Below are 26,234 nucleotides of genomic sequence, written 5' to 3' on the forward strand. Positions count from 1 at the left end.
CATCGGCAGACGCCCATAAGGTGTCGGGGAGTTAAACATGCAGGACAGCTTGAATATCACCTTCAGCCAATTTCTGGCCACAGACGGTCAACTGCTCGAAGCCTTGCCGGCGTGGGCGGATGACCAGCAGTTGCTGATTGGCTTGTACCAGCAAATGGTTTTAACCCGCCTGTTTGATCAAAAGGCCGTCGCCCTGCAACGCACCGGGCGGATTGGCACCTATGCGCCCACGCTGGGCCAGGAGGCCGTTGGCGTGGGAATCGGCGCCGCGATGCATGCCGATGACGTGCTGGTGCCGTACTACCGCGACACGGCCGTGCAAGTGATGCGCGGCGTGAAGATGGAAGAAATTCTGCTCTATTGGGGCGGCGATGAGCGCGGCAGCGACTACGCCGATCCGGCTGTCGCACAGGACTTCCCGCTCTGCGTACCCATCGCCACGCAGGCTTTGCATGCGTGCGGCGTCGCCAGCGCGATGAAAATCCGTGGCGAGCATCGGGCCACGGTCACCACTTGCGGTGACGGCGCGACCAGCAAGGGCGATTTTCTCGAAGCATTGAACGTCGCCGGGGCCTGGCAATTGCCTGTGGTGTTCATCGTCAATAACAACCAGTGGGCGATCTCGGTGCCGCGCAAGATCCAGTGCGCTGCCGCCACGCTGGCGCAAAAGGCAATCGGTGCCGGTTTCAGTGGCGAACAGGTCGATGGCAACGATGTGCTGGCGGTTTATCACCGCACACGCCTTGCGCTGGAGCGAGCCCGGCAAGGTAAAGGCCCGACATTAATCGAGTGCATGAGTTATCGGCTGGGCGATCACACCACCGCCGACGATGCCAGCCGGTACCGGCCTGATGCCGAGGTCAAGCAAGCCTGGCTGAGTGAGCCGATCAAGCGCATGCAGGCATTTTTACGGGCGCAACAGTGCTGGGATGAGAGCCGCGAACAGGCGATGATCAAGACGTGTCAGGCTCAGGTGCAAGCGGCGGTCGATGCATTCGAGGGTGTCGATGCGGCGCCTGTCGAGGCGATTATCGACTACGTCTATGCGCAGTGGCCGCAGGCGCTCGCAGAACAACGTGAAGACTTGCTGGAACGCGCCAGTCGCAGGGAGGCCGAGCATGAATGAGCCAAGCAAATTAAGCCTGCTCGAGGCGGTGAATCTGGCGCTGCACCGGGCCATGAATGAAGACGAAAACGTGGTGGTGCTCGGCGAAGATGTTGGCGTAAACGGCGGTGTATTTCGCGCCACACAGGGTTTGCGCGATGCATTCGGGTTGAAGCGGGTGATCGACACACCGTTGGCGGAAACCATGATCAGCGGATTGGCGGTCGGCATGGCGGCGCAGGGGCTGAAACCGGTCATGGAAATCCAGTTCATGGGCTTTATCTACCCGGCGCTGGATCATCTGGTGTCGCATGCCAGCCGCATGCGCAATCGCACGCGTGGCCGGCTGACATGCCCGTTGGTGTTACGCACGCCAATGGGCGCCGGCATTCGCGCGCCGGAACATCACAGCGAAAGCACCGAAGCGATGTTTGCGCAGATTCCCGGCCTGCGCGTGGTCATTCCGTCATCGCCGGCCAGAGCATATGGGCTGTTACTCGCGGCCATCGACGACCCGGACCCGGTGGTGTTTCTGGAGCCGACGCGGCTGTACCGGATGAACCCGCAACCGCTGGTGAATGATGGCAAACGCTTGCCACTGGACACCTGCTTCACCTTGCGCGAGGGCGCAGACCTGACCCTCATCACTTGGGGCGCCAGCGTGCATGAAAGCCTGCTGGCGGCGGCTGCGCTGAGCGAGCAGGGCGTTTCGGTCGAAGTGATTGATGTGGCCTGCGTCAAACCACTGGACATGGACACGCTACAGGCTTCGGTGCGCAAAACCGGACGCTGCGTGATTGTTCACGAAGCGCCGAAAAGTTGCGCGGTTGGCAGTGAGATTGCCGCCGGTTTGTATGAGCGCGCATGGCTGGATTTGCAGGCGCCCATCGTCCGCGTAACCGCGCCGGATATTCCACCGCCTTTGTACCGGATGGAACAACTCTACATCCCCGCGGTGACAGACATTCTCAGTGCGTGCACTGAGGTGCTCGAATACGCCTGATAGCCAGCGCTCAACTGTGCAGGAGAGCCGTATGAAGAACTTCAAATTGCCCGATTTGGGTGAGGGGTTGCAGGAGGCAGAAATCGTTCAGTGGCATGTCGCTGCGGGCGATACGGTCAAGGCAGATCAGTTGCTGGTCTCGGTCGAAACCGCCAAGGCAATTGTCGATATTCCCGCGCCTTATGATGGCGTGGTGCTGAAAACCTTCGGCAACGAGGGCGACATTCTGCATGTCGGTGAGCCGCTGTTGGCGTATGAAGGCGAAGCGGATGCCGGTACCGTGGTCGGGCGCCTGGACGGCGGCAAAGCCGAGCAGGAAGATCACTTTTTCATCGGTGCAGCGCCGTCGACTCGTGAGCACTCGGCTGCGCGTGCGACACCTGCCGTGCGTCAGTTTGCGCGGCAGGTTGGCGTTGATCTCGACGGGCTCAGCGGCAGTGGCAGCAATGGCCTGATTACCAGGACGGATGTCGAGGCGGCAAGCCAGACGGCACGCGATAAATTCGGCGGGGAGAAACTGCGCGGGGTGCGCCGCAGCATGGCCATCAACATGGCGCGCTCGCATGCGCAAGTGGTGCCGGTGGTGATTGTCGGCGATGCCGATTTGCATCGCTGGAAGCAAGCGCGTGACCCGATGGTGCGGCTGGCTCAGGCAATCGCCCAGGCCTGTACAGTCGAGCCGGTACTCAATAGCTGGTTTGACGGTCAGTCACTGTCGATCAAGCAGCATCAGAACCTGGATCTTGGCATTGCGGTTGATAGCCCCGATGGCCTGTTTGTGCCGGTGCTGCGTGATGTTGGCGCGCGTAGCGCCGAGGACTTGAAAGAGGGCATGGCGCGATTGCGCGCGGATGTTAAGGCGCGCTCGATTCCGCCGCAGGAAATGATGGGCGCGACCATCACGCTGTCGAACTTCGGCACGCTGTTTGGCCGTTACGCCAACCCGATCATTGTCCCGCCGCAAGTGACCATCATCGGCGCCGGAGGCATCCGTGATGAACCCGTTGCGGTGGCCGGCAAGGTCGTGGTGCACCCGATTTTGCCGTTGTCGCTGACCTTCGATCACCGCGCCGTTACGGGAGGCGAGGCCGCGCGGTTTCTCAAGGCATTGGTCGATGCACTGGAGCAGCCCTGAATCGAAAACGGGCTCACCGTAGTGAGCCCGTTGGCAATTGCATGGTATCGCCTGGCTACTGACTGGCGCTGTAATCAGCGACCTGTATCGCGGGTCGCCAGCACCCTGTGGTTGTCAGTAGCCAAGCAGTCTGGGCAAGGTCAGGGTTATTGCGGGAACGCAGGCGATAATGAAGGTCGCGATGGTCAGGATGGCCACGAATGGCAATGCCCGTTTCGAGATGTCTTCAATGGCAGTTCCCGAAATACCCGAGGCAATGAACAGGTTCTCGCCCATGGGCGGCGTCATGAAGCCGATGCTCAGGCAGCAGATCAGAACGATGCCAAAGTGCACCGGATCGATCCCCAGCGTGTAGGTGATTGGCAGAATCACCGGTGTCAGAATCATGATCGCAGCCAGCGTTTCCATGAACATGCCGACAAACAGCAGGAACCCGATGATCAGTATCCAGATCAGGTAAATGTTGTTCGTCAGGCTCAGCATCGAGTCGGCCACCACCGCTGGAATCTGATTTTCAACCAACAAGCGGCCGAACACTGTGGCGGTAAACAGAATCACCAGCACCCTGCCGGTGATCCAGGTGGTGGTTTCCAGCGATTTGAAAATCTCCGGTAAGCGCAGTTCCTTGTGGATGAACAGGCCGACAAACAAGGTGTAGAAAATTGCTACGATGGCAGATTCGGTCGGCGTAAACAGCCCGGTGTAAATGCCGCCGAGAATCACGAATGGTGCCAGCATCGACCAGAAACCATCGCGCATGGCCTTGCGTATCTTGCTGCCTGACCAGCCATCGTTGCTGCCGGTGTAACCGAGCTTTTTGCAGCGAAAGTAATTCATGATCAGCAAGCCGCCCGCCAGCATCAAACCGGGCACCACACCTGCAATAAACAGTTTGGGAATCGACACGGTGTCAAAGGCGCCGTACTTCTCCACCGCAGCCGGCGGTGGCAGCATGCCCATGGCCGAGATCCCGAAGATCACCATTGGAATCGACGGCGGAATGATGATGCCAAGGCCGCCGGAAGAGGCCGTAACGGCCGACGCGTAACCTTTGGCGTAGCCGCGCTTGACCATCGCCGGAATCATCAGCATGCCGACGGCAGCCGTGGTCGCGGGGCCTGAGCCCGAGATTGCACCGAAGAACAGGCAAGCCAGTACGGCTGCGGCAGACATGCCACCGGTAATCGGCCCGGCAAAGCTTTCGGCCAGCGTTACCAGTCGCCTGGAAATGCCGGCCGCCTCCATGAGCGCGCCGGCGAGAATAAATGCCGGCAGTGCCATCAGTGGAAATGAGCCCACTGAGGTGAAGGCAATCTGGACGAACTTGATCGGGTTCTCACCCAGATAAAGAAACGAGGCCAGGGCCGATACTGCTAATGAAATGCTGATGGGCGTGCCTATCAGCAACAGCAGAATGAAGGAGCCGAAAAGGATATAGACGATCGTGGTATCAACCATGGACCCGCTCCTGAAACTGGTTTACTTCGCGGGTGTTTTTGGCTTGGGAGTCCTGAATGATCTTTTCCAGTTCCTGGGCTTCCGGGTCGCGAATATCGATGCCCTTGACCAGCTTGTAATAGTTGACCTGAAGGACGCGCAAGGTCATCAAGGTGAACGCAATTGGCAGAACCAGATACAGGTACTTCATCGGGATGCCCAGCGTCTGCGATTTCCAGAAGACATTGGCCTTCATGAAGAACATCACGCTGAGGTAGACGAAGTAGCAGTTGAAGCAGACCCAGATCAAATCCGACAGCGCTTCCAGCGCTACAGCAACCTTGCGTGGCATCAACTTGAACTGGAACGTAACGCGGTTGTGTGCGGCTAATTTGGCCGCGTAACTGGCGCCGAAGAATGCGAACCAGACAAACATGTAGGTAACCAATTCCTCGGTCCATGAAAGGGAGTGATTGAACAGGTTACGGCTGAGAATTTGCGCAAACAGGATAATTACAAACAAGGCCAACAGGACCCGGCAAATGTAATTCTCGAGGTTGTCGATGATTTTGAAGAAGCGGCTGGCAGGTTTCATGATCGCCTTCCTGAACGCTCGGCTTCAGGGTAGAAGCGGGCGTTGTGCTGCGTGAGCAATTAGCCCGCAGCGAACAGCAAGTTCGCCGCAGACCGTGACCAGGGAAAGGGGGAGCAGGTGCCGGGGTTGCCGGCACCTGACGGTTTAGATGGTGTCGCGACCCAGGGCCTTGAGCACGACATTGACCTGATCTTTACCGCCGATTTGCTCGTAGTACTTAGGCCACACCTTGCTGACTGCCAGATCGATCCATTCTTGCTCGCCATTGGCCGGGTCGGTGATTACCATGCCTTTGGCGGTCAGCTCTTGCTTGATCTTGTCTTCTTGCGCAACCAGCCACTTTTCACTGTGCAAGGTGGCAGCTTTGCCTGCATCCAGAATGATCTGCTGCATTTCCGGAGTCTGCTCTTCAAACATCGACTCGCTGACAATCAGCGGTTCAATGGAGAACAGGTAGCGCAGGTTGGTGACGTACTTCTGCACTTCGTCGAACTTCATCGCGTTCACAGTCAGGTACGGGTTGTCCTGACCATCGACCACTTTCAGTTGCAAGCCGGTAAACGTCTCCGACCAGGCCATTGGCGTTGGGTTAATTCCCCAGGCGCGATAGGTGTCGATCATGATTTCGTTTTTCGGTACGCGAATCTGCAAACCCTTGAGGTCGGCGACGGTGTTCACCGGCTTTTTCGAGTTGGTCAGTACCCGGAAACCCGAGTAAGCCCAGCCGATGATTCGCACACCGGCATCGCGCACGGTGTTGTCGATCAACTGCTTGCCGATGTCGCTTTGCGTCATGGCCACGGCATCATCCAGGCTCTGGATCATGTAGGGCATGGTCAGAATGCCAACGGACGGCGAGAACGGTGTGACGTTGTTGATCGCCAGAATCGAGAAGTCGAGGGTGCCCATTGCGGCGTTGCTGACGGTGTCTTCTTCGCTGCCAAGTTGGCCATTGAGAAATAGCTTGGCTTCATCCTTGCCGTTGGTACGGGCTTTCAGCTCCTCAGCAAACTTCAGGCCGAGTTCGTGTTGGGTGCCGCCGGCACCGTCGCCCACTGCAACACGGAAGGTCTTCGCGTGGGTCATGCTGCTGCCAAGCGCAGATGCCAGTAAGCACATGGCGAGGGCGAGCGGTCGGGTGAACTGTTTGCTGGTTGTCATAACTGCGTACTCCGTTCTAGTTGTTTTGGATTACGAAAGTGCAGGCCGAGCGGTTTCCAAAATCCTGGGACCAAACTCGAGCAAAACCGAAGAGACGTGTGTTGCATTGCAGTGCTGCTAATGTCTGCGATGCCGTATTATTTTCCCGTCTTTACGTTTGACCGGGACCAATAATCCGCCTGTGTTTGAGGTCTGTTTAGGGCCACATCAAGCGCCTGTCTGGGGCCAGTTTTAAGTGCGCGGTTTAGGGGCAATAAATCGCTCTAAATCAGCTGTTTGCACCAAAAAATGACTCATTTTTATGAGTGTAAAAGGGGCGCTGAAGGGGCCAGTTGGCAGCGATGGTGCACGCCTACTGGCGTGTGTGCAAGAGCTGTAAAATCTCGTCGAAAACCCGGTTGTCGAAGCTCTGTGACAAGTCCAGCTCGAGGCTGTTCTGGTAGTAGTTGCTAAGATCCAGGCCCACGCCCAATGCGTATAATTCCACACCCGGCTGCTGCTCGATCTGCCGTGCGACCTGTTTCAGGTGCAGGTCGAGAATGTCCTGATCATTGGTTTGATGGGTGGCGCTGTCCATTGGGCAGCCGTCGCTGATGATGATCAGGATGCGCCGTTTAGCATCACAGCGGCGCAATCGCTGATGCGCCCAGAGCAAGGCTTCACTGTCGACGCTCTCGCGGAACAGATCCGATTTCAGCAGCGCCGAAATGCTTGGCCGGGCTTTGCGCCAAGAGGTGCTGGCGTCTTTGTATACGCGGTGCTCAAGCTCATTTAAACGGCCAGGATTGGCCGGTTGGCCTGCCGCGCGCCAACGTTTAAGCGGTCGTCCGCCATTCCACTGGCCAGTGGTAAAGCCAAGGATCTCACTCTTGGCGCCGGCTAACTCAAGGGCGCGACTCAAGGTGTCGACCAGTAACGCAATCGACTCAATGTGATTACGCATTGAACCTGAGTTGTCGACCAGCAGGGTCACGCAGCAATCGCTGTGCGGCCGCTCGCGTTCATGGCGGAATATCTCGCGCTGCTCGGGGCTTATGATCAGGCGGCTGAGTCTTCCGGCGTCTATTTGACCGTCCGCCTGAGCAAATGCCCAGCCATCACGTTGCGGTTCGGCCAGCAGGTTACGCAGGCGTCTGGCCAGTCTCGGCAGATTCAGGCCTTGTTCGGCAGCGCGCTGGTCGAGGCGTTGGCGAAGCTGCTTTAACAGGTCGCTGCGCACCAGATTCGCAGCGTTCAACTCGCGATCATAGTCGCGGCTGAAAACCGGGTAGGTGAACGCGTTGTGGCCGTTGCGTGTGCTGCCTGCGCCAGCCGTCGTGGCGTGTTCATCGCCCGTTGCATCGCTCTCACTGTCGAGCAGCAAGGCAAAAGCCAGGTGTGATTTTTCAGCAATTTCCGAGACTTTGCGTTCATCGTTATTGAGCAGTTCTGCATCAAGCTGATCCAGCAGTTCGACCACTTTATCGGCAATCCAAAGCGCGTGTTCACCGAAGCGCAGTTGCTCATTACGCGTTCGCCTTAGCAGTCCGAAGTGCGCGCCGAAGTGACCGAGCAGGCTCAGGCGCGGCGCTTCAATGAGCATTTCAGTTTGCTCGCTGGCGCGCCCGCCGCAGAGCAGGAACCAACTCATCTGCGCCACAGTGAAGAGCATCAGGCCGACGTGCCCTTCGGTTTGCCCTGAGTCCAGAAACTGCTGACTCCAGTTGCCGTAGCGCTGCATAAGATTACGTTTCATGCCCGGATGGCAGTCGCTCACCAGTGACTCAACGCGCAGTTGCTCAAGCAGTTCGAATACCAGCCGGGCAATCGGATGCGCAGGTAATTGCGTGTGCAAAAGCGCGCGGTCGCTGTGCTTGAGTTTCAGCGCCAGGCTGTCGGCGACGGCGCGGTAGGCCGCAAAGTTATCCTGTTGTGGATCCGGGTGCAGATGCGGTGCGCGCACCGCAACGCGCTGGCCGTCGACTTCCAGCCGGGCGCCTCGATAGCGCACGCGACGCTCTCCGGAAAACGCCCGTAGAGACGCAGCGCACAGCTCTTCGAGTTGCTGTTGGCGCTTCTCGCGTCGTGGGTGTTGCATGTCACTGCTCACGCCAGCGCCAAGTGCGGCAACGCCGATTCTTGCAGTTCATCATCGAAGCAGCGCTGGTAGTATTCCGCGACAATGCTGCGCTCGGCTTCGTCGCACTTGTTGAGAAATGACAGGCGAAATGCCAGCGCCGGATCACCGAATATCTCAGTGTTTTCGGCCCATGCAATTACACCGCGTGGCGACATCAGTGTTGATAGGTCGCCACAGGCAAAGCCCTCACGGGTCAGGCCGGCCACCGCCACCATCGACTCAAGCAGTTGTGCAGGGTAGAGGGCAAGCAGTTGCGGAACCTGCGCGGCTACAATTGCCTGCTCCTCAGCCGGGGGCAGGTAGTTCAGGCAGGCGACGATATTCCAGCGGTCGAGCTGCGCCTGATTGAGCACTTGTGTGCCGCTGTACAAACCATTGAGGTTGCCCAAACCGACCGTGTTAGACGTGGCGAACAGGCGAAACTGCGGGTGCGGGGTGATCAGCTGATTCTGGTCGAGCAAGTTGAGTTTGCCGTCACGCTCAAGAATGCGCTGAATAACGAACATCACGTCCGGGCGCCCGGCATCGTATTCATCGAATATCAGCGCCACTGGCCGGCGCAGCGCCCACGGCAGAATGCCTTCCTGAAATTCGGTGACCTGTTTGCCGTCCCGCAACACAATGCCGTCCTTGCCGATCAAGTCCAGGCGGCTTATGTGGCCGTCCAGATTAACCCGAACGCAAGGCCAGTTGAGCCGCGCCGCTATCTGCTCGATATGGGTTGATTTGCCCGTGCCGTGCAAGCCCTGAAGCATCACCCGACGGTTGCGGGTAAAACCTGCCAACACCGCTTGCGTGACTTCCGGATTAAACCGGTAGGCGCTGTCGATTTCCGGCACCTGGTGATCGTGCTTGAGCAGGACTGGTACGCGCATGTTGCTGTCGATACCGAACAGTTCACGGGCAGAGACCAGCCGGCTGGCAGATTCAAGGGTCAGATCAGTCATGCGCAGTGCCTCTGAAACGGAATGAGTTCAACCGATTCTATGGGCGCTATTGATCAGGGGCAGGGGCCAGTTGGCATTCAACGATGGGCCAGGAACGGGCTTAAACAGTGGAGCTTTGCTGGGGCTGGAGCCAAAACTGCAGTGCAACTGGCTCTATGGAAGGCGCGCGTGCGCGCTAAGGATGGGGCCAGACAGAAACAATAAAGAGGCTTCCCGCATGTCGAACACGACTCTGACCCTTGCCCTCAACAGCCAGCTGAGTGATTTGTTTCAGCGCTATGAGGCGCATACACAGGTAACACCGGAGCAGTATGTCGAGGCCTTGCTGGCCAAGACCTTGCCTACCTTGCAGGCTGTAGTTGAGGCGCTGGATGAAGCCGGTGGTGACTCCGAGGCGATGGCTCAGCTGTTCGCCAGCAAAATGGCGCAGATGGCTCAACCCGCTGCGCCCGCATAGGCCTGATACTCAGGCCAGGCATTCGATTTTCTGGCGAATCTCGGCAAGTTTGCCTTCCATAACACGTTCCAGATGCTGGAGATCCTGCAATACCTCGGCCTTGGGCGAGAGTTGCGGGACTTCAGCTGTGGTCAGTTGTTTGAGTTCTGCCAGTGCGCTGCATAATACCGGGCTGCTGTTGCTCAACTCTGCGTAAGCCTGGCTGTGCCGACTCTGGCCCGGGATGGCTGTGCGCGGATGAGCGAAGGTGAACTTCTGGCTGTGTGCTCGCAATGAGCTGGCCGGACGCTCAAAGTAGATCTTCAGTACATCGCGGTCACGCTCCTGGCGCAAACTGAAGCGTTTGATTGATTCTACAGCGCTAATGCCCATCTCTTTCAGGGTTGGGTAGTCGGTCATGGCAGTTACCTCAGAAATCAGTGATCGATAATTCGGCTCCATTGCAAGCGCACGGCAATCAACCCGGCTGATGATTCCTCAGCTGAGCAAATTGGGGCGGATTGTTATTGTTTTCAGCGATTCTCGATCTGCATGTTCAGGTGCAAGGCGCAGTTCGGAAGGGGGTGCCGCTCTCCTGCGGAGAGGTGTGCACAGTTTAGTCGGCAAGCTCGATTGGCCAAGAGCCAGCATTGGCCCTGCGATGGTGCCAGCGTTGTTCGGGCAAGCAAAAGCCCCGCAGCGGATTAACGCAGCGGGGCTTGTATCAGCCAACTTTCAGGTGTGTGGCTTAGCTGTTGGTGACCGGCGCCGTAGACATTCGCGGCGCTGCCGTTGTTGATTTCTTGCGATTACCAATCCACCAGGCCGAGTAGGCACTTACCGCGCCGGCGAACAACACATACAGGCACGTCGTCCACGGTTGCCCGTCACTGCTGCGCATCAGCGCGGTGGCAATCATCGGAGTCAGGCCGCTGGCGAATATCCCTGAGAATTGATAGACGAACGAGATGCCGGTGTAGCGCACCTTGGCGTCAAACAACTCGCAAAACAGAGCCGCTTCCGGGCCATAAACGGCGGCATAGAAAATCCCGAAGGGGATTACGATCGCCATCCAGATGAGGAACATATTGCCCTCGCTGGTCATCATCAACCAGAAGGCCGGGAATGCCGCCAGTGCGGTAATCAGCGAACCCCAGAAGTACACGCGGGTGCGGCCGATGCGGTCACTCAATGCGCCAAACATGGGGATCGTAAAGCACATCACCACCGCCGCAACCATGACCCCGATAAGTGCTTCGGAGCGCGGTAAATTGAGGGTCTGGGTCAGGTAACTAAGGGAGAACACGCCGAATACGTTGAAGAACACCCCGTCGATATACCGCGCTCCCATACCGGCGAGAACGTTCTTCGGGTAGCGCTTCATCATGTCGACAAATGGAATGGCGGCTTCGGCGTTGTCGGCTTTGACCTTGGCGAACTCCGGGCTTTCCATGACGTTCAGGCGAATCCAGGTGCCGACAAATACCAGACCGGCGCTGAGCAGGAAGGCGATCCGCCAGCCCCACTCGAGAAACTGTGTCTCGGTGAGGAAGTACGACAGCGCACCGACTACGCCCGAGGCCAGACAAAGGCCGATGGCAAGGCCGATTTGCGGCAGGCTGGCATAGAATCCGCGCTTATGCTTCGGCGCATATTCGAAGGCCATTAGCACCGCGCCTCCCCACTCACCGCCCAGGCCGATGCCCTGGAAAACACGCAGCAGTAACAGAAGCAGAGGCGCCCAGATGCCGATACTGTCATAGCTGGGCACCAGGCCAATCAAGAAGGTCGCCACGCCCATGATCATCATGGTCATGACCAACATACTTTTTCGACCGATCTTGTCGCCAAAGTGGCCGAAGATAACCCCGCCAATCGGCCGGCTCAAAAAGCCGACAGCGAAGGTGCCGTAAGCCAGCATGGTTGAAATCAGTGGGTCATCACTGGGGAAGTAGAGCTGGTTGAAAACGATGCCGGCGACGACGCCGTAAAGGAAAAAATCGTACCACTCGATGGTGGCGCCTATGACACTTGCGATTACGACTTTGCGCACGGGATTTGGCGTGGACATGTCAGTATTCCTTTGTGTTTGGCTCGGCAATCAAGCCGCTTGCGCACAGCTCGCGCGCCACGGCGGCTCTATTGCTGCAGTGACTCAAGAGGCGTGGGCACACAACTCTGAGGTTTTTGTCGGGTTGACGTTGACCGTGGCCAGCGACGGCTTGAGCGCATCTTCGAGAATCATCGTCGAGGCCTTCTCGGCAATCATCACCACCGGCACGTTGGTGTTGCCGGAAACCAGCGTCGGCATGATCGAGCAGTCGACCACGCGCAAGCCCTGGAGGCCGTGAACACGTAAACGTGAATCGACCACCGCCAATGGGTCTGAACCCATTTTGCAGGTGCCGGACGGGTGGAAGATGGTCGCGCCGTATTGCCGGCAGAACTCGAGGATTTGCTCGTCACTCTGCGCTTCAATGCCGGGCAGGTGTTCGCGTTTGATCAAGTCCTTGAGCGGGCCGGTGGCCGCCAGTTTGCGGGTGTAACGAACCCCGGCAATTACCGTCTGGCGATCAAGCTCGGTCGACAGGTAGTTGGGCTGCATCGACGGCGGCTGATTGGGATCGGCCGAGACAATGCGCACGTACCCGCGACTCTCCGGCCGCAACTGGCACACCGACATGGTGAAGCCTGAGAACGGATGCACTTTGCCGCCAGCCGAATCGGCGCTGAGCGTGCCGAAATGGTACTGAATATCCGGCGTCTTGCTTTGCTCAATAACCTTGGTAAACAAGCCACCCTGGTTAATGCCGATTGCCAGCGGACCGCTGCGGGTAAACAGCCACTGCAGGCCCATGCGCAGTTTGCGCCACGGCGAGCGCAGTTCATCGTTGGTGGTAATCGGGCGGGTGCATTCGTACATCATGCGAATTTGCAGATGGTCCTGCAGATTCTCGCCCACGCCAGGGAGGTCTTTTACCAGCGGGATCGAGAACTTCTGTAAAAGCTCGCTCGGGCCAACGCCGGAGAGTTGCAGCAGTTGTGGCGATTGCAGGGCGCCGGCGCTGAGGATCACTTCACGTTTGGCTTTTACCGTGAGTTGCTGGCCGTTTTGCTCATACACCACCGCATTGGCCCGTGTGTCTTCAAACAGCACGCGCTGGGCTTTAGCCTGCGAGATGATGGTCAGGTTGCTGCGTTTCTGTGCAGGTTTCAGGTACGCGACTGCGGTGCTGCAACGCAAGCCATTGCGGGTGGTCAGCTGGTAGTAGCCAACACCTTCCTGATCGCCGCTGTTGAAATCCTTGCTGCGCGGAACGCCCAGCTCAACGGCAGCGTTGATGAAACCTTCTGTGAGTGGATGGCGGGCCTTGATGCTGGAGGCGCTGAGTGGCCCGTCTGTGCCGCGGGTAGGGCCGGGGCCGAGGTCGTTATTTTCGCTGCGACGAAAATACGGCAGTACATCCTTCCAGGCCCAGCCTTCGTTGCCCGCGTCGGCCCAGGCATCGTAGTCGGCCTGTTGACCGCGAATGTAGATGAGCCCGTTAATGGAGCTGCATCCACCCCACACCTTGCCGCGCGGCCAATAGATGCGGCGGTTGTTCATGCCAGGATCGGGGTCGGTGTAGAACCCCCAGTTATAGACAGGGTGGAACATGGTTTTGGCATAGCCGATAGGGATGTGGATCCACGGATACCGATCCGGTGGGCCGGCTTCGAGCAAGCAGACGCTGTAGCGCCCGTTCTCGCTGAGCCGGTTAGCCAGCACACAGCCAGCAGATCCAGCACCCACTACGACGAAGTCATAGATGAGCGACATTCGAAATCCTCTTTGTTTTTATTAGTGCGAAACCGAACTTCGAGATCAAATTAGAACAAAACGGTTCATTGTTGTTGGGCCAGAAATGACTTGTGATTGAGTCCACGGCCTTGTATTTACTGGCCTGTAAGATATTTTGTTTATAATCATGGAGTTATTTTCATGCCACAATTAACAGGCGGTATGACAAATGGAACAAAACGTATCAAAAGCAGATGAAGCGCTGGACACTGCCACGCCAGATCGCAGCTTGCGGGCTTTGTTGCTGCTCGACGCCATCGCTCAGTCCGATTCGCCCTTGTCGCTGGCGCAGCTGAGTCATCGTCTGGATACGCCCAAGGCCACACTGCTAAGGATGGTGCAGGCGATGGAGCGGCTGGGGTTCTTGCTGCGCGAAGAGGACGAAAAGTCCTATTTGCTCGGCCCGCGTTCGGGGCAGCTGGGTTTGCACCTGTTGCGCAATGGCGTGGTTATGCAGCGCCATCGGCTGATTCTTGAATCGCTGGTTCGCAAGCTGGGGGAAACCTGCAATCTGACTGCGCTGGATGGCTCGCAAGTGATCTATATCGATCGGGTCGAGACCACAGAACCGCTGCGCTTGCATGTCGAGCCTGGCACACATGTTCCACTGCACTGTACGGCGAGCGGCAAGCTGTTTCTGGCTGAAATGCCGGTTGTAGATCGTGAGCAACTATTAACCTGCATTCCATTGCTGGCGCAGACCTCGCGCACCATCACCGACACGGGTTTGCTGCAAGCCGAGCTTGAGCGCATACGCAGCCGGGGCGTGGGTATCGACAGTGAGGAATTTGTGGCGGGGATGGTCGCCGTGGCTGTGCCCATTCGCGATGCGCAGGGTCGTTGTGTGGCCGCGTTGGCGTGTCACGCGCCGACTGCGCGCAAGAGCCTGAATGACTTGATTGATGGAATTGAAGACATGCAGGCGGCAGCAGCGCAGCTGGCGTTGATGTTTGTCTCGCAAACAACCGGCGCCTGAAACAGCGGGGCACCGGTGCCCAGGCTTCAGATAAACAAGCCGCTCAACGGGGACGATGCATCAGCGCTCAAACGACGCGGCATGCGTCCGGCCTGATACGCTTCTCGTCCGGCGCTAACGGCCTGACGCATAGCTGATGCCATGCGAATCGGTTCGCGTGCGCGGGCAATTGCGGTATTCATCAGGACGCCATCGCAGCCCAGCTCCATGGCAATTGCCGCGTCAGATGCCGTGCCCACGCCGGCGTCAACGATTACCGGTACGTGAGCATTTTCGACAATCAGGCGAATGTTGTAGGGGTTGCGAATTCCCAGTCCCGAGCCGATTGGCGCACCCAATGGCATCACTGCCACGCAGCCCAGTTCTTCCAAGCGCCGCGCTACCAACGGGTCATCGCTGGTGTAAACCATCACCTTGAAACCCAGTTCAACCAGTTGGCGCGCAGCAATCAGGGTTTCGCCGATATCGGGGTAGAGTGTTTGCGCATCACCGAGAACTTCGAGTTTGACCAAGTCATGGCCATCAAGCAGTTCGCGGGCCAGCAAGCAGGTGCGTACGGCATCCTTGGCGGTGTAGCAGCCTGCGGTGTTGGGCAGGAGCGTGAATTTTTCGGGCGCAATGGCATCGAGCAGATTCGGTTCCTGAGCATTCTGGCCAAGGTTGCTGCGGCGCACAGCAAAGGTGACGATCTGCGCGCCGCTGGCATTCACGGCGGCTTGTGTCTCAGCCAAGTCTGCATAGTGGCCAGTACCAACCAGTAAGCGCGACTGAAAGGCCTGGCCGGCAATTATCAGCGGGTCGGCTATTGCTGCTGCGTGGGTCATAAACACTCCTGATCAACAGAATTAAATCCTTGCTTGCGGCTATCGCAAAGCCCGAATCAGCCGCCGCCGATGGCGTGGACTATTTCGAGGCGATCGCCGCTTTGCAGGCGCCGTGTGGCCAGCTCACTGCGCGCAATAACCTGCAGGTTGTGTTCAACAGCCAGACGTCGTTCAACCAGACCGTTCAACTCCAGCAGTTCGAGCAGGCTCAGGTTTTCCGGCACTTGCTGCGCGGTGCCGTTAAGGATGATTTCAATCATGCGTGTATCGCACCGTGGTGGTTCGCTTTGGCTGCATGGTTGATTGATTCTGTGCGCCTCAGAAGGGCCAATGGTGCCAGTCATATTGGTCCAGTACGGCGCGGTGAAATGCCCCTGTGCGGCGCTGGCACCTCAGTTGGGTAAAAACTGGTTCTATGTGCGCTGGCGCCATGCTCCTAGTTTCATTACCAGAGGCTGAGCCTGCATTTACAGAACGCAGCCTGACGCTGGATAACCGCGGCCGCATGAATCTCCACCCCCGGCCGCCGACAATTACAAAGTCCCACGCTGGAGGTTGGCATGAACACCATGACGAATGAAATTGATGCAGCTGAAGTGCTGGCCAGTGACCGCAGTCACGTATGGCACCACATTACCCAACACAAGCCGCTTGAACAGAATGATCCGATGATCATTGTGGAAGGCAAAGGCATGCGCGTGTGGGACATCAAGGGCAATGAATACCTGGATGCGGTGTCGGGCGGCGTGTGGACTGTCAACGTTGGCTATGGCCGTGAAAAGATTGCCGATGCGGTGCGCGATCAACTGGTTAAGCTCAATTACTTTGCAGGCTCGGCCGGAAACATTCCAGGCGCATTGTTCGCCAAAAAACTGATCGAGAAAATGCCCGGCATGAGCCGCGTGTATTACTCGAACTCAGGCTCTGAGGCCAACGAGAAGGCCTACAAAATTGTTCGCCAGATTGCCCATAAGAAGTACGGCGGCAAGAAGCACAAGATTCTCTTCCGTGAACGTGATTATCACGGCACCACCATCACTGCACTGAGCTCGACCGGTCAGTTTGAGCGCAAGAGCCAGTACGGCCCGTTCACTCCAGGGTTCGTCGAGTTCCCGCATTGCTGCGAATACCGCTCACAGTTCGGTGATGTCTCGGACTACGGCGTACGCGCGGCACTGGAAATGGAAAAAGTGATCCTGGCCGAGGGCCCGGACACCGTTGGCGCGGTGGTGCTTGAGCCCATTACGGCGGGTGGCGGGGTGATCACACCGCCGGCCGGCTACTGGGAAACCATTCAGGCCATTTGCAAGAAATACGACATTCTTCTGCACATTGATGAGGTGGTGTGCGGCCTCGGACGCACCGGTAAGTGGTTCGGTTATCAGCACTACGGCATCAAGCCGGATATCGTCACCATGGCCAAAGGGGTTGCCAGTGGCTATGCAGCGATCTCTTGCACCGTGACCACCGAAGAGGTTTTCGAGTCGTTTAAGGGTGAAGCCGACGACCGCATGGGCTACTTCCGTGATATCAGCACCTTCGGCGGCTGCACTGCAGGCCCGGCAGCGGCGCTGGCCAATATGCAGATTATCGAAGAGGAGGGCTTGCTGGAGAATGTCACGCAAATGGGTGAGTACTTCATGGCCCGTTTGCGTGAGCTGCAAGACAAACACCCGCTGATTGGTGATGTGCGTGGCAAGGGGCTGTTCTGTGGCTTGGAACTGGTCAAGGACCGGCAGACCAAAGAGCCGGTGGCAGAGAGCGTGGCCATTGCCGTCGCCGCAGATTGCATGCGCCAAGGCGTCATTATCGGGCGTACCAATCGCAGCTTTGAGCAGTTCAATAACACCTTGTGCTTCAGCCCGGCGCTGATTGCCACCCAGGCTGAACTGGATCAGATCATCATCGCCGTGGACAACGCCCTGGCCCGAGTGGGCGGCGGCGCTTAACTTCAGTAAAGGCGTTTAATCAGCCGGGATGACCTGTGTGAACGGGTCTCCCGGCTTTGGCGTTTTGTCCATAAATGCGGCTGATGCCGAGGTGGCTGACCAATAGTCTTGAGTGGCGGTTGGTGCTAGTCTGCGGCGCAGTCATCGCACCGTGGTGCATGGGCAAAGTGGAGTTGCTGGGCTGACGATGTGGGTTCCAGCATGTGCAGTTCTTACAGCTGAGGCCGCGATATGTTTCATCTATTTCATTTGTCCGCAGACAAGCCGACCGGCTTGCAGCAGCAGTTACGTGAACAAATTGCCCAGGTCATTCTTAACGGCAATATTCCGCTCGATAGCCCCCTGCCTTCCAGCCGTAAACTCGCCAAGCAGTTGAATATCGCTCGCAATACTGTGGTGCTGGCGTACGAGCACTTGCTTGATGACGGTTATCTGGTCGCCCGTGAGCGCAGCGGTTATTACGTCAACCCGGATATTCTGGCGCGCAAAGTCGAGCCGGCGAGGGTGCCGGTCGAGTCGACATTTGATGGTGCGCCAGACTGGTCCACGCGGCTGGTGGTAAAACCGACCGAACAGCGCAACATGAGCAAGCCGCGTGACTGGCAGAAGTACCAGTATCCATTTATCTACGGGCAGTTTGACCCGGTGCTGTTCCCGACTGCGAACTGGCGGGAGTGCTGTCGCGATGCCGTAAGTATTCCGGCGATTCGTGATTGGGCATCGGACCGTTTTGATGACGATGATCCGCTGCTGATGGAGCAAATTCGCACGCGCTTACTGCCGCGTCGTGGCGTTTGGGCCTCACCCGAACAAATTCTGGTCACTGTCGGCGCGCAGCACGCGTTGTATATGCTGGCGCGTTTATTGTTGCGCCCCGATAGCCTGATGGGCGTCGAAGATCCTGGCTACATGGATATTCGCAATATCGCCATGCTCAACCCGTCGCGGCTGCAGCCACTGGCTGTGGATGCGCAGGGTTTGGTACTCAGTGATCAGCTCAATGATTGCGACCTGGTTTACACCACGCCCAGCCATCAATGCCCGAGCACTGTGACCATGCCGCTGGACCGGCGTTATGAGTTGTTGCGCCGGGCCAACGAGCATGACTTTTTAATCATCGAGGATGATTACGAAAGCGAAACCAACTTCAAGGCCAATCCGATTCCGGCGCTCAAGAGTCTGGATAAGAACGATCGGGTTTTGTATGTCGGCAGCCTTTCAAAGACCCTCGCGCCAGGCTTGCGCGTCGGTTATCTGGTGGGCCCGGAGCCGCTTATTCGTCAGGCGCGTGCGTTGCGCCGGCTGATGGTTCGCCACCCAGCGGCAAACAATCAGCGTTCGGTGGCGTTGTTCCTTGAGCGTGGTTATCACGATGCGTTGATCATGAGCCTGATGCGCGCCTATCAGGATCGTCATCAGCAAATGGGCGATGCATTGCGTGAGTATTTGCCGGATTCGTCGCGCGAGCCGAGCTTTGGTGGCTCCTGCTATTGGGTCAAAGGCCCTGATGGATTGGACGCCCGCGAGTTGCAGAAACAGGCTGCCAAACAGGGTGTGTTAATTGAGCCAGGCGATATTCATTTCTATGGCGAACGCCCGCCGCTGAATTATTTCCGACTTGGCTATTCCTCGATTGCCGCTGAGCGAATCCGACCGGGTATCAAAATCCTCGCCGAGCTGATTGAGCAACTGAGCTAAAGCACTCTTCCGGGCCCATAGGAGTGGGCCATCTTGCCGACACCGCAGGCAAATGCCTGCGGTGCGATTTCCTGCGCGCGTTAAAAAGTCGTACGGCCACTGGCGCAACAACTGGCCCGCAACTGGTTCTATCGGCTGCGTCTCTCAGGCTCCTACTCTAGGTCCAGTCCAGTTGGAACTGCATAGGCTCGACAGCGCAGGTTCTTACTGGGTTGCCGGTGCTCCATCACAAAAACAACGGGAGAGATCGACATGCAGAAAGTCTGTTCGACTGCGTCCAGTCACACCGCCCAAGGTGCCTCCGTGGTGCCAGTTAGTGGTCCAGCTGCCGTTTCGGATTCGGTGTTGGAGCACCTGAATATTCAAGCAGGGCAGCGTGGCTGCCCTGAACCTGCCGAGGCTCTCGGCTATCCCTGTGCGCCGATGCCGCTCTGCGGCTAAGCCCGGATCAACCGGCGGCTTGGCCGTCGTACACCTAAGTTCTGAGAGGAAAGTCGATATGGCACGCATGACACCTAGCGAGGCTTTAGTTGAAACCATGGTCGCCAATGGCGTAACCGATATTTTCGGCATCATGGGTTCGGCCTTCATGGACGCAATGGATATTTTTGCCCCAGCCGGCATCCGTTTTATCCCGGTTGTGCACGAGCAAGGCGCCGGTCACATGGCCGACGGTTATTCGCGAGTGAGTGGTCGCCACGGTGTGTGTATCGCCCAGAACGGCCCGGGTATCACCAACTTTGTCACGGCCATTGCCGCCGCCTACTGGGCGCACAGCCCGGTTGTGGTCATCACTCCGGAAACCGGTTCAATGAGCCAGGGGCTTGGCGGTTTTCAGGAAGCTCAACAGCTGCCGTTCTTTGAAACCATCACCAAGTACCAAGGCCACGTTGCCAACCCGGCGCGCATGGCTGAACTGACAGCGCGCTGCTTTGACCGCGCCATGCAGGAAAACGGCCCGACCCAGCTGAACATTCCGCGCGACTTCTTCTACGGCGACATTAACGTTGATATCCCAACGCCAATTCGCATTGAGCGCAGCGCCGGCGGTGAAAACAGCCTCGCAGAAGCGGCTGCGCTGCTCGCATCGGCGAAAAATCCGGTGATCATTTCCGGTGGCGGTGTGGTCATGGGCGACGCCGTTGAAGAGTGCAAGGCGCTGGCCGAATACCTGGGCGCGCCGGTAGTGAACAGCTACCTGCACAACGACTCATTCCCGGCCAGCCATCAACTGTGGTGCGGCCCGCTGGGCTATCAAGGCTCGAAAGCCGGCATGAAGTTGCTGTCCCGTGCGGACGTGGTACTGGCTCTGGGCACACGCCTTGGACCATTCGGTACGCTGCCGCAGCACGGCATGGATTACTGGCCGAAGCAGGCCAAGGTGATTCAGATCGATTGCGATCCGAAGATGCTCGGTCTGGTCAAGAAGATCTCGGTAGGGATCTGCGGGGATGCCAAGGCTGCTGCGGTAAACCTGCTGGGTCGTCTGCAGAATCTGGAAGTACTGTGCCTTGAGAACAAGGGCGCACGCGCAGAAGAAATCGCCATGGAGAAGGCGAACTGGGAAGCCGAACTGACTGCCTGGGTTCACGAGAAGGATGAATATTCGCTCGACATGATCAACGAGCAGAACGGCGAAGACGGCAACTATCTGCACCCGCGTCAGGTCCTGCGTGAGCTGGAAAAAGCCATGCCGGCGGATGCCATGGTCTCGACCGATATCGGCAACATCAACTCGGTATCCAACAGCTACCTGCGCTTTGAGCAGCCACGTTCGTTCTTTGCTGCCATGAGCTTTGGTAACTGTGGTTACGCGCTGCCAACCATCATCGGCGCCAAGGTTGCCGCACCGCATCGTACCGCTATTTCCTACGCCGGTGACGGCGCGTGGGGCATGTCGATGATGGAAATCATGACCTGTGTTCGCGAGAACATTCCGGTGACTTCTATCGTCTTCCATAACCGCCAGTGGGGCGCCGAGAAGAAGAACCAGGTCGACTTCTACAACCGTCGTTTTGTTGCTGGCGATCTGGAGAACCAGAGCTTTGCCGGCATCGCCCGTTCGATGGGCGCAGAGGGTGTCACTGTTGACCGTCTGGAAGATATCGGGCCGGCGTTGAAGGCTGCTTGTGAGGCACAGAAGGCAGGCAAAACCACGGTTATTGAAATCATGTGTACCCGCGAACTCGGTGACCCGTTCCGCCGTGATGCGTTGTCCAAACCGGTGCGTTTCCTTGAGAAATACAAGGATTACGTATAAGCCCTGGCGGCCTGTACAAGCACCCTGCAGCGGCGCCTTTGGGCGCCGTTGCAGTATCGCCAGCGAGCAAATGGGAGGTGAATGATGTTGAGCACGACAGCACGCGAGTGCCCGGCTTTTTTGCTCAATCGGGCCAAGGCTTTGCCCCAGGTGGTAACAGCGGTGGTCAACCCGGTCAATCTGCTGACGTTGGGCAGCGCCAAGCAAGCCTTTGATGAGGGCTTGATCGATCCGGTTCTGGTGGGCGATATCCAACAGATGCGTGGGTTGGCCGAGCAACTCGATTGGGACCTTAATGGCATACGGCTGATGGCCGCGGCGGATGAGGCCGAGAGTGCCGCGATTAGTTGCGCACTGGCCGGCAAAGGTGAAGCGAGTGCGTTGATGAAAGGTCATCTGCACACCGACACTTTGTTACGCGCGGTGCTTAAACGCGATGCCGGACTGCGCACCGCCAGCCGTCTCAGTCATGTTTTCCACATGACTTTACCGGGCAGTGACAAGGCTCTGTCGATTACCGATGCGGTGATTAACGTGCAGCCTTCGATCATCGACAAGGTGCACATCGCCCGCAATGCAATCCAGCTGATGCATGCGCTGGGGTATGAGTCGCCGCGGATGGCAATCCTCTCCGGAACCGAAGAGGTGAGCAGCAGCATGCCGTCGAGTCAGGATGCCGCCGAGTTGACCAAGTTGGCGGCTATTGGCGCGATCAGCGGCGCGCGGATTGAGGGCCCGTTGGGCTTTGATAATGCAATATCGGCCGAGGCCGCGAAGATCAAGGGCATTGCCGGGCAAGTCTGTGGCAACGCCGATATTCTGCTGGTGCCAAATCTTGAATCAGGTAACTTTCTGTTCAAGCAGATGGTTTATTTCATGAGCGCTACGGCCGCAGGCCTGGTGCTGGGCGCCAAGGTGCCGATTATTCTGACATCGCGCGCTGATCCTCTGGAGGCACGACTTGCCTCGTGTGCGTTGTCATCCATTTTTATTGATTACTGTGCGCAAACGCCTGAGCGGGCGCTGGCGGTTTAGTCACACTTCAACGGAGAGTTGCTATGGCAGTGCAACGTTACGCATTCATTTTCAAGGCCCCGGGTATGGATTTCATGACCCATAACGGCAAGCTTGAGTCGGACGCTTTCTCGGCGACCCTGTGTGGGGTGGCCGATGTTGAGCAGGCTGTGATGGTAGCGCTCGAACTGCTGACGCATCACGTGCAATTGATCGAGTTGTGCGGCGCATTCAGCGAGGCGGAAACCGAGCAGATCCGTCAGGCGTTGGACGGCAGAATTCCGCTGGGCGCAGTTCAGTACAGCGCTGAGGACCGTGCGCGACTGCTGCAGCCCGGCGCTTAATCGCAGAACTCAGGCGGGCATTGGGGCTGTTTGTGCATGCACATGCCAGGCGCTTAATACCCGCCGCGGCCACCAGTCACTGCTTTCTATCAACTGACGAATAAGCACTTGCTGTTGCGTATCACCGGCAAAACATTGTGGGCGTGCGAATATCGGCAGCTCGCGCAATTGGTCGGCCTGTGCCACAGGTTGCGGGTGATTGGGCAGTATCGGCAGTCTCGGGCACAGATAGAAGAGAATCTGGCCGCTCGCACGGCACTCATCGCTGCCATCAAACAAGGCATCACTGGCGCTCACAAGTAGCTGCTGCGCCAGTTCAGGTCCTTTCTCGGCAGCGCTTTGGCTCAGCGTTGCCCAGCGTGGGGCGATTTCCCGGCGAATAAAACCATCGAGCCGAGCGGCAAGTTCATCGGCGCTTAAGCCCTGCATATCCAGTTGCGTGCACTGCGCGAGGATTCGCAAGTAGGTTTTGTCGATGAGGGTGCGTCCGGCATTTTGCCAGCCATAACCTGCTGCTTTATGCAGGCTTCCATAAAGCAGCAACAGCAGCATGTTGTCACTGCTACGCGGATCGTTGCCGGTTGCGAAGCGCGGATTGGCGCGTTGCCAATGGTTGCGCAGGCACTCGCTCATGCGCGTCAACTCAAGGTTGCTCAGGGCCATTTTTCCCTCCTGCTGTGAACCGCTCCGCGTGCTTTAGTGGGGCCAGTGTGAAACTCGCCAACGCACAGGATATGCGGCTTGTACGGAATCACTTAGCGCCAGCTGCGAGGGGCTATGGGGCCAGTCGGGTTGGCCCCTAACAAGGCGGCTCAGTGGCCCTAATGAGTCGGCCCGGGTTTCACTAGCATCGGTGGCACGTGATGAAACAAAGGTGTAGGTGCCAACCATGACAATAAAACAACACCACACGATTCCACCGGTTGCGGTCCCGGCAGAGTCGCAACCCAGCAATACCGATTCGTGGCTGGTACGGCGGGTACAGAAGTGCAAAGTGGTTATGCCCGGCCTGATTATTTCGGCAGTAGTCGGTGTCAGTGCCTCGTTCCTCTCCGAACACTACGGTGCACCTGTGATGCTCATGGCGTTGCTGTTGGGCATGGCGCTGGGGTTTCTTTCGGAGGAGGGCCGCGCTGTTGCCGGAATCCGTTTCACCTCCAGCACGATCTTGCGCATTGGCGTTGCGCTGTTGGGGATGCGCATAACCCTGGAGCAGATCATGTCGCTGGGCGGCACCTTGCTGGCAGTGGTAGTCGGTGGGGTGTTTTTGACCATGACCTTTGGCGTGGTATTGGCCCGTATGCTCGGCCAGTCGCGTGACTTCGGTATTTTGAGTGGCGGCAGCGTGGGCATTTGCGGGGCTTCCGCTGCGCTGGCGATTTCGGCGGTGTTGCCGCAGGACAAAAACAGCGAGCGCAACATCATCTTCACGGTGATCAGCGTGACGGCGCTGAGCACCATCGCCATGATCATTTATCCGCCCATCGCACAATGGCTCGGACTGGATGCACGGCAGGCCGGGGTGTTCCTTGGCGCGACGATTCACGATGTTGCGCAAGTCGTCGGGGCTGGCTACAGCATGTCGGATGAAACGGGCGATACCGCAACGGTGGTCAAGCTGCTGCGTGTGGCCATGCTGGTGCCGATTGTGTTCAGCCTCTCGCTGATGTTGCGCAAACGCAGCGATGGCCCAAGAGCGGCTTTACCGCTGCCGTTATTCATTATCTTTTTCGTGATCTTTGTAGCCATCAACAGCAGTGGCGTGGCTACACCGGCCATCCGTGAGTTCGCTGTGAGTGTTTCAAGCTGGTGCCTGGTCACTGCGATTGCTGCGCTGGGCATGAAAACATCGTTGAAGTCGTTGCTTGAGGTAGGCTGGCGCCCAGCTACGTTGCTGGTCAGTGAAACCGTGTTTCTGGCGACTCTGATACTGTTGGCTGTTCATTGGATGGGGTGAGGTTGAACGTGGGCGTAAAGCCATGAGTGTGCAAGTGCACCTGATGTTTCTGGGCTGTGTGTTACTTGCCACGCTGGCACAGAACCTCACAGGGTTTGCCTTCGGCTTGATCCTGCTGGGGATGGTTGCCACCCTCAATATTATTTCACTCGCCGATGTGGCCGTGGTCATCAGTTTTCTCACCGTTGCCAATGCGCTGGCGACGTTGGGCGGGCCTAAACCTGCACTTGATCGCAGCGTCCTGATGCCGGTCCTGCTGAGCAGTTTGTTGGGTGTGAGTGTGGGGATGTGGGGCTTGGGTGCGCTGGATGAGGCGCAAATGGCCTGGCTGCGGCTCTTGCTGGGCTGCGTAATTATCATCGCCAGTTTGCTGTTGGTGGTGCAGAGCAAGCCCCGTGAACGTCTTTCCGGACAACCCGCTTTCTGGGTTTCGGGCGCTCTATGCGGGCTGCTTAACGGCCTGTTCTCGAGTGGCGGGCCGCCGCTGGTGTATCACCTCTATCGCCAGCCACTGGCTTATGAAGTCATCCGCAACACGCTGATCACCGTGTTTGCGGCCAACTCGGCAACGCGTCTGGGCTTGGTGATTGCCCAAGGGCAGTTGCACATGCAAGTGATCTGGCTGAGCCTTGAGGCGCTACCGCTGGTGCTGCTGGTAAGTGTACTGATGCGGCGCTACCCGCCGCGCCTGTCACTGCGCACGGTTCGCTGGCTGGTGTTTGCTTTGCTGGTGTTGGCGGGTGCCAGCCTTATCGTCGAGTCACTTGGGCAGGTGCTGGCAATGGCCGCAAAACCGATCACGCTACCCCATGGCGCATGACTGCAACCACGAGGTAATCAGCGTGGTGAAGCTTACTCGGCGGCTTGCGGTTCCTTGTCCAGATCGTTGAGGGCATCCGGTTGGTTCTTGAAGGCTTTGGCGAAAATGTCGCGATTCTTGGCCATGAAAATGCCCAGTTCTTCGCCCTGCTGTTCATTCAGGGTCGGAACGGCCTTTTGCAGCACGTCTGTCAGCAGCTCTGCCAGTTCAAGCATTTTGTCATGACGGTCAGCTTCTGCTTTATCCATGAATAAACGCTCCAGATCTCGACTGCTGCGGTACACCACTTCGACGGCCATTCATCACCTCTACCTTCACGCTGATTAATTACATTCAGGAGCTCTGCAAAAGCGCGCGGCTGGCGCGGTGTGTTTTGCAGGCTCTTTAGCTGTTTATATATACAGTATTTGTAGCTTAAAGAATTCCAGCAGTTTTGAACAGCAGCAATCATGCTGTGCTGCACAAAACCGTGAGCGCTGATTACTTATCGGTGCGAATCGGGCCAAACTTGATGTCAGAGCGAAATGTTAAGTGTGGCTGCCGATTACTGGCATTTCAGTGAAGCACGAATTGCCCGGATGGTCTTGCTCAAAGCGGCTAAATATTAAGTCGT

Annotated in this window: 24 protein-coding genes; 12 read left to right on the forward strand and 12 right to left on the reverse strand. The window is 57.7% G+C overall.

Annotated features, from left to right (window positions below):
* The first annotated feature begins 37 nt into the window (after positions 1-37).
* From pdhA to FEZ62_RS01705, 3 genes are read left to right on the forward strand one after another with little or no spacing between them, the layout of a single operon-like run.
* On the forward strand, positions 38-1,126 hold the full coding sequence (gene pdhA, locus FEZ62_RS01695; protein ID WP_172926612.1) for a pyruvate dehydrogenase (acetyl-transferring) E1 component subunit alpha: 1,089 nt from the start codon (positions 38-40) through the stop codon (positions 1,124-1,126).
* Positions 1,119-2,108, forward strand: coding sequence for an alpha-ketoacid dehydrogenase subunit beta (locus FEZ62_RS01700; RefSeq protein ID WP_172926613.1), 990 nt, complete (start codon positions 1,119-1,121; stop codon positions 2,106-2,108). Before pdhA ends, FEZ62_RS01700 begins: the two co-directional genes overlap by 8 nt.
* A 31-nt stretch (positions 2,109-2,139) precedes the next feature.
* Positions 2,140-3,243, forward strand: a complete 1,104-nt coding sequence (locus tag FEZ62_RS01705) for a dihydrolipoamide acetyltransferase family protein (RefSeq protein WP_069901083.1) — start codon at positions 2,140-2,142, stop codon at positions 3,241-3,243.
* A 114-nt stretch (positions 3,244-3,357) separates the two neighbouring features.
* Here FEZ62_RS01705 and FEZ62_RS01710 read toward each other — a convergent pair whose 3' ends face one another.
* From FEZ62_RS01710 to FEZ62_RS01730, 5 genes are all read right to left on the reverse strand, one after another.
* Positions 3,358-4,701 (reverse strand): TRAP transporter large permease, encoded by a 1,344-nt coding sequence (locus FEZ62_RS01710; protein ID WP_172926614.1) that lies wholly within the window; start codon positions 4,699-4,701, stop codon positions 3,358-3,360.
* Positions 4,694-5,275, reverse strand: a complete 582-nt coding sequence (locus FEZ62_RS01715) for a TRAP transporter small permease (protein WP_150548418.1) — start codon at positions 5,273-5,275, stop codon at positions 4,694-4,696. Before FEZ62_RS01715 ends, FEZ62_RS01710 begins: the two co-directional genes overlap by 8 nt.
* A 144-nt stretch (positions 5,276-5,419) precedes the next feature.
* The gene (locus FEZ62_RS01720; protein ID WP_172926615.1) at positions 5,420-6,436 is read right to left on the reverse strand and encodes a TRAP transporter substrate-binding protein; all 1,017 of its coding nucleotides are present in this window, start codon (positions 6,434-6,436) and stop codon (positions 5,420-5,422) included.
* 352 nt (positions 6,437-6,788) lie between these two features.
* Positions 6,789-8,513: a cobalamin biosynthesis protein CobT gene (locus FEZ62_RS01725; protein WP_172926616.1), complete on the reverse strand. Its 1,725-nt coding sequence runs from the start codon at positions 8,511-8,513 to the stop codon at positions 6,789-6,791.
* 8 nt (positions 8,514-8,521) lie between these two features.
* On the reverse strand, positions 8,522-9,502 hold the full coding sequence (locus FEZ62_RS01730) for a MoxR family ATPase (protein WP_172926617.1): 981 nt from the start codon (positions 9,500-9,502) through the stop codon (positions 8,522-8,524).
* A 217-nt stretch (positions 9,503-9,719) separates the two neighbouring features.
* Between FEZ62_RS01730 and FEZ62_RS01735 the strand changes: the two genes are divergently transcribed.
* Positions 9,720-9,959 carry a hypothetical protein gene (locus FEZ62_RS01735; protein WP_172926618.1) on the forward strand — a complete coding sequence of 80 codons (240 nt, stop codon included), beginning with the start codon at positions 9,720-9,722 and terminating at the stop codon, positions 9,957-9,959.
* A gap of 9 nt (positions 9,960-9,968) precedes the next feature.
* Here FEZ62_RS01735 and FEZ62_RS01740 read toward each other — a convergent pair whose 3' ends face one another.
* The 3 genes from FEZ62_RS01740 to FEZ62_RS01750 form a co-directional block, all read right to left on the reverse strand.
* Positions 9,969-10,358: a DUF3461 family protein gene (locus tag FEZ62_RS01740; RefSeq protein WP_069901279.1), complete on the reverse strand. Its 390-nt coding sequence runs from the start codon at positions 10,356-10,358 to the stop codon at positions 9,969-9,971.
* A 328-nt stretch (positions 10,359-10,686) separates the two neighbouring features.
* On the reverse strand, positions 10,687-12,009 hold the full coding sequence (locus tag FEZ62_RS01745) for an MFS transporter (protein WP_069901095.1): 1,323 nt from the start codon (positions 12,007-12,009) through the stop codon (positions 10,687-10,689).
* Between the two features lie 84 nt (positions 12,010-12,093).
* Positions 12,094-13,758, reverse strand: a complete 1,665-nt coding sequence (locus FEZ62_RS01750; RefSeq protein WP_172926619.1) for a choline dehydrogenase — start codon at positions 13,756-13,758, stop codon at positions 12,094-12,096.
* Between the two features lie 190 nt (positions 13,759-13,948).
* Between FEZ62_RS01750 and FEZ62_RS01755 the strand changes: the two genes are divergently transcribed.
* A complete protein-coding gene (locus FEZ62_RS01755; protein WP_172926620.1) occupies positions 13,949-14,755 on the forward strand; it encodes an IclR family transcriptional regulator in 807 nt (268 codons plus the stop codon).
* Between the two features lie 26 nt (positions 14,756-14,781).
* Here the strand turns inward: FEZ62_RS01755 and FEZ62_RS01760 are convergent, their stop codons facing one another.
* Together FEZ62_RS01760 and thiS are read right to left on the reverse strand one after the other, a co-directional pair.
* The gene (locus tag FEZ62_RS01760; RefSeq protein ID WP_172926621.1) at positions 14,782-15,579 is read right to left on the reverse strand and encodes a thiazole synthase; all 798 of its coding nucleotides are present in this window, start codon (positions 15,577-15,579) and stop codon (positions 14,782-14,784) included.
* Between the two features lie 56 nt (positions 15,580-15,635).
* Entirely contained in the window at positions 15,636-15,836 is a 201-nt protein-coding gene (thiS, locus tag FEZ62_RS01765) for a sulfur carrier protein ThiS (RefSeq protein WP_069901280.1), read from the reverse strand.
* A gap of 303 nt (positions 15,837-16,139) precedes the next feature.
* Between thiS and FEZ62_RS01770 the strand changes: the two genes are divergently transcribed.
* From FEZ62_RS01770 to FEZ62_RS01790, 5 genes are all read left to right on the forward strand, one after another.
* A complete protein-coding gene (locus FEZ62_RS01770) occupies positions 16,140-17,528 on the forward strand; it encodes an aminotransferase class III-fold pyridoxal phosphate-dependent enzyme (RefSeq protein ID WP_172926622.1) in 1,389 nt (462 codons plus the stop codon).
* Positions 17,529-17,759: 231 nt separating this feature from the next.
* Positions 17,760-19,226, forward strand: coding sequence for a PLP-dependent aminotransferase family protein (locus FEZ62_RS01775; RefSeq protein ID WP_172926623.1), 1,467 nt, complete (start codon positions 17,760-17,762; stop codon positions 19,224-19,226).
* A 499-nt stretch (positions 19,227-19,725) separates the two neighbouring features.
* Positions 19,726-21,486: a sulfoacetaldehyde acetyltransferase gene (gene xsc, locus FEZ62_RS01780; protein ID WP_172926624.1), complete on the forward strand. Its 1,761-nt coding sequence runs from the start codon at positions 19,726-19,728 to the stop codon at positions 21,484-21,486.
* 84 nt (positions 21,487-21,570) lie between these two features.
* Complete coding sequence (locus FEZ62_RS01785) at positions 21,571-22,521, forward strand: bifunctional enoyl-CoA hydratase/phosphate acetyltransferase (RefSeq protein WP_172926625.1); 951 nt, start codon at positions 21,571-21,573, stop codon at positions 22,519-22,521.
* Positions 22,522-22,544: 23 nt separating this feature from the next.
* On the forward strand, positions 22,545-22,844 hold the full coding sequence (locus FEZ62_RS01790; RefSeq protein ID WP_069901113.1) for a DUF6506 family protein: 300 nt from the start codon (positions 22,545-22,547) through the stop codon (positions 22,842-22,844).
* A gap of 9 nt (positions 22,845-22,853) precedes the next feature.
* Here the strand turns inward: FEZ62_RS01790 and FEZ62_RS01795 are convergent, their stop codons facing one another.
* Positions 22,854-23,507: a hypothetical protein gene (locus tag FEZ62_RS01795; RefSeq protein ID WP_172926626.1), complete on the reverse strand. Its 654-nt coding sequence runs from the start codon at positions 23,505-23,507 to the stop codon at positions 22,854-22,856.
* A 337-nt stretch (positions 23,508-23,844) separates the two neighbouring features.
* On the opposite strand from FEZ62_RS01795, the gene FEZ62_RS01800 reads away from it, so the two are divergent.
* Both FEZ62_RS01800 and FEZ62_RS01805 read left to right on the forward strand, forming a co-directional pair.
* Positions 23,845-24,801 carry a putative sulfate exporter family transporter gene (locus FEZ62_RS01800; protein ID WP_069901117.1) on the forward strand — a complete coding sequence of 319 codons (957 nt, stop codon included), beginning with the start codon at positions 23,845-23,847 and terminating at the stop codon, positions 24,799-24,801.
* Between the two features lie 22 nt (positions 24,802-24,823).
* Entirely contained in the window at positions 24,824-25,621 is a 798-nt protein-coding gene (locus FEZ62_RS01805) for a sulfite exporter TauE/SafE family protein (protein WP_172926627.1), read from the forward strand.
* Between the two features lie 32 nt (positions 25,622-25,653).
* Here the strand turns inward: FEZ62_RS01805 and FEZ62_RS01810 are convergent, their stop codons facing one another.
* Positions 25,654-25,920 (reverse strand): YebG family protein, encoded by a 267-nt coding sequence (locus FEZ62_RS01810; RefSeq protein WP_069901121.1) that lies wholly within the window; start codon positions 25,918-25,920, stop codon positions 25,654-25,656.
* Positions 25,921-26,234 lie beyond the last annotated feature (314 nt).

The organism is Pseudomonas sp. MS19 (assembly GCF_013277615.1).
Classification (GTDB): Bacteria; Pseudomonadota; Gammaproteobacteria; order Pseudomonadales; family Pseudomonadaceae; genus Aquipseudomonas; species Aquipseudomonas marincola.